This is a genomic window from Candidatus Symbiopectobacterium sp. (genome assembly GCF_020054415.1).
Taxonomy (GTDB): domain Bacteria; phylum Pseudomonadota; class Gammaproteobacteria; order Enterobacterales; family Enterobacteriaceae; genus Symbiopectobacterium.
Genome location: NZ_JAHWCO010000691.1, coordinates 1 through 2718, shown reverse-complemented (window position 1 = coordinate 2718; position 2718 = coordinate 1). Strand labels below are relative to the sequence as shown.

General features: G+C 48.5%; 4 protein-coding genes and 1 pseudogene. 2 read left to right on the top strand and 3 right to left on the bottom strand.

What is annotated here, in order from left to right; translation table 11 throughout:
* Nucleotides 1-137 (bottom strand): IS1 family transposase (locus QZ506_RS19925; protein ID WP_367273030.1); only part of this gene is annotated, 137 nt, incomplete at its 3' end.
* A 140-nt stretch (nucleotides 138-277) separates the two neighbouring features.
* On the opposite strand from QZ506_RS19925, the gene QZ506_RS19920 reads away from it, so the two are divergent.
* Nucleotides 278-994: an oligogalacturonate-specific porin KdgM family protein gene (locus tag QZ506_RS19920; protein ID WP_291973382.1), complete on the top strand. Its 717-nt coding sequence runs from the start codon at nucleotides 278-280 to the stop codon at nucleotides 992-994.
* Nucleotides 995-1210: 216 nt separating this feature from the next.
* Here QZ506_RS19920 and QZ506_RS19915 read toward each other — a convergent pair.
* A pseudogene (locus QZ506_RS19915) lies at nucleotides 1211-2127 on the bottom strand (4-hydroxy-tetrahydrodipicolinate synthase).
* 290 nt (nucleotides 2128-2417) lie between these two features.
* Nucleotides 2418-2483 carry a hypothetical protein gene (locus QZ506_RS19910; protein WP_291973384.1) on the bottom strand — a complete coding sequence of 22 codons (66 nt, stop codon included), beginning with the start codon at nucleotides 2481-2483 and terminating at the stop codon, nucleotides 2418-2420.
* A 107-nt stretch (nucleotides 2484-2590) separates the two neighbouring features.
* Here QZ506_RS19910 and QZ506_RS19905 point away from each other — a divergent pair.
* Nucleotides 2591-2718: IS1 family transposase (locus QZ506_RS19905; RefSeq protein ID WP_367273045.1), on the top strand; the 128-nt coding region annotated here is incomplete at its 3' end.

The window sequence follows — 2718 nt, the reverse complement described above, 5'->3', positions numbered from 1 at the left end:
CGATAGGCATAGTCGAGCTGGAAGGTGCGTTTGCATGACTGACAACGGTAACGCTGGTGGCCACTTTTGCCATAACCGTGTTTTTTCACAGGAGATGTCTGTTCACAAAACGGGCATCTTACATAAACTTTAGCCACTGTATTCCACATCCAAAAACGGATATGGTACACTACAATCAACATGTTGAACACACGATCCAAAACCAGATATGGTACACTGCAATCAACATGTTGAATACACGACCGCAGTAATGCAGTTTGACTCTCGGAGAAATACAATGAAATTAAAGTTAGTAACGTTGGCAATCACTTCATTGGTTGCGCTCAATACGTTGGCAGCGACCATCGATTATAGTCACGCATTCAAAGATACTTCAAACGGTGACCATAAAGATCGTTTGCTGTTTTCTCATCGTTTTGAGCAAGGTTTTGGCGTGTCAGTGGAAGCTCGCTGGGTGCAGCACGCTAATGATAAAACGCCAAACAAACCGTTTAACGAAAGTGTCAGCAACGGCACGGAAGTTGTCGCCAGCTATCTGTACAACTTCAATAAAACCTTCTCTTTGGAGCCTGGTTTTTCGTTAGATTCCACTTCTACCTACAATAATTACCGTCCATACCTGCGTGGTAAAGCGAATATTACCGACGATCTGTCAGTGTCTCTGCGTTATCGCCCTTATTACAAGCGTAACAGCAGTAATATTGGAACGACGAATAAAACATCGGAAAATGGTTATAACCTGACGTCGGTTATCGCTTATAATTTCCTCAAGGATTATACGATTGAATATGAATTAGATTATCAAAAAGCCAATGCGGCAAGAATAAAGTTATCCGATAATGACAATCACTCTTTCAGCCATGATGTGAAGTTGAGTTATAAATGGGATAAAAACTGGCGTCCCTTTGTAGCGGTGGGGAATGTTCCTGAATCATCAGGCATCAAGGATGATCGTCAAACCCGCTACCGTGTCGGGGTTGAATACAGCTTCTGATAATGCCTAGCAGTCTGAACCGCTTGAATATCAAGCTGTTCAGACTGCTGAAAAAGCTACATAAAACAGTCATATTACTGCACTCCCCGTACTCCTCTGTCATTCCCGCGTAGGCGGTAATATCTGTCAGGTATCATGCCTTTCTTCTCACAGAGATCCCCGGCTTTCGCCGAAGATGACGCGAGGTAAAGCGGTTTTTTATGCAGCGTTAAATCATTAACCTTTAAAACCGTACTTTTTGCTCAGACCCAGCTCGTTGACGATACGAATACCGTTCTGTAATGCATCACCTTGCAGGTTGCGCAGCGGTCGACGCAGGTTACCTGCCGGTAAGCCGGTGGCTTTCATTAGCGATTTTACCGCGACCGGGTTGATGGCCGAATGGGTGTAGTGCAACAGCGGCAGCAAGTGTTGGTAAGCGGTGCGGAAACGTGCAGCATCATCGCCGTTTTCCCACGGACGTGAGATTTCTGCCAGCTATGCCGGAGCAATGTTGCCCGTCATGTTGGCGGTGCCGTGTCCACCGAGTGACATGGTTGGAACCACCAGTCCCAAGTTGGGGGAGTCGCAGCACATAACCGAAACGTCCGGGTTGCCAGCCAGTACTTGCGCCACCTGTCCCAGGCGAGTGGTGGATTCTTTATGTACCACATAGTTCGGGTGTTTGAAGCTGCACAGCAGCGATGTCCAGTGCAGATCGGATTTCACGCGCGGCGGGTTGTTGTAGATCCCGAGCGGCAGATCGGTGGCATCTGCCACTTCAAGAAAATGGCTTTCGATATCGCTTTCAGGTGCGCAGATATAGGCTGGCGCTGCGATGATCACGCCGTCTGCGCCGTTGTCTTGTGCATAGCGTACATAATCGATGGTGGTGTCAGTGTTGTTGCCGGTGCAACCGAAGAAAATCTTCATGTCACCCTGACGGAATTGTGCTGTACGGCGAATAATGGCCTTACGCTCTTCTGGTGACAACATGGATACTTCACCGGTTGACCCATGATCAGCACGGCGGAGGTGCCGTTTTCAACCTGAAACTGCAACAGCGTCTCAAATGCGCCGAAATCAATGCTGCCGTCCTCGTTGAATGGGGTAATCAGTGCTACAAAGGAGCCTTCAATTTTTGGTTTACTCATGGTTTTCAGCCTGCGTTATTTCCTGACGGTATGAAGAACGGCACGGACGGCGCGTGTGACGGCGTCTCCATGCGGTGAATGTGAGAGATATCGTTATGGGAAGGCGCGCAAAAACCGGTGCTGACGAAGGTGATCAAGTGCGCCAGCACCTGTTCGTTGTCACGGTTATCGCATAGCCCTTGTCACAGTAAAGCCAATCTGCCCGAACGTGGATCTGCATCGGTCAGCACATGCATGGCGGCACCACGAGCAAATTCATAACGCCAAATCACCTCGGCACGCGCCAGATGCTACAAGGTGCGCGAAAGAGCATCAATAAACCGATGCGCCACATGGTCGAACTGTGCGGAAAGCAACGACGTGACGCTGTGTTCCGGTGTGGCGCGCAAGTGTTGTAACAGTCGGTCGTGTATTCAATATGTTGATTACATTGTGAAATGTCCGGTATTTGATGTGGAATACAGTGGCTAAAGTTTATGTAAGATGCCCGTTTTGTGAACAGACATCTCCTGTGAAAAAACACGGTTATGGCAAAAGTGGCCATCAGCGTTACCGTCGTCAGTCATGCAAACACGGATGGCTACAGGGCTT

Excerpts from the sequence above, each read along its gene's own strand:
- QZ506_RS19920 (WP_291973382.1), top strand. The coding sequence starts at position 278 with ATGAAATTAAAGTTAGTAACGTTGGCAATCACTTCATTGGTTGCGCTC.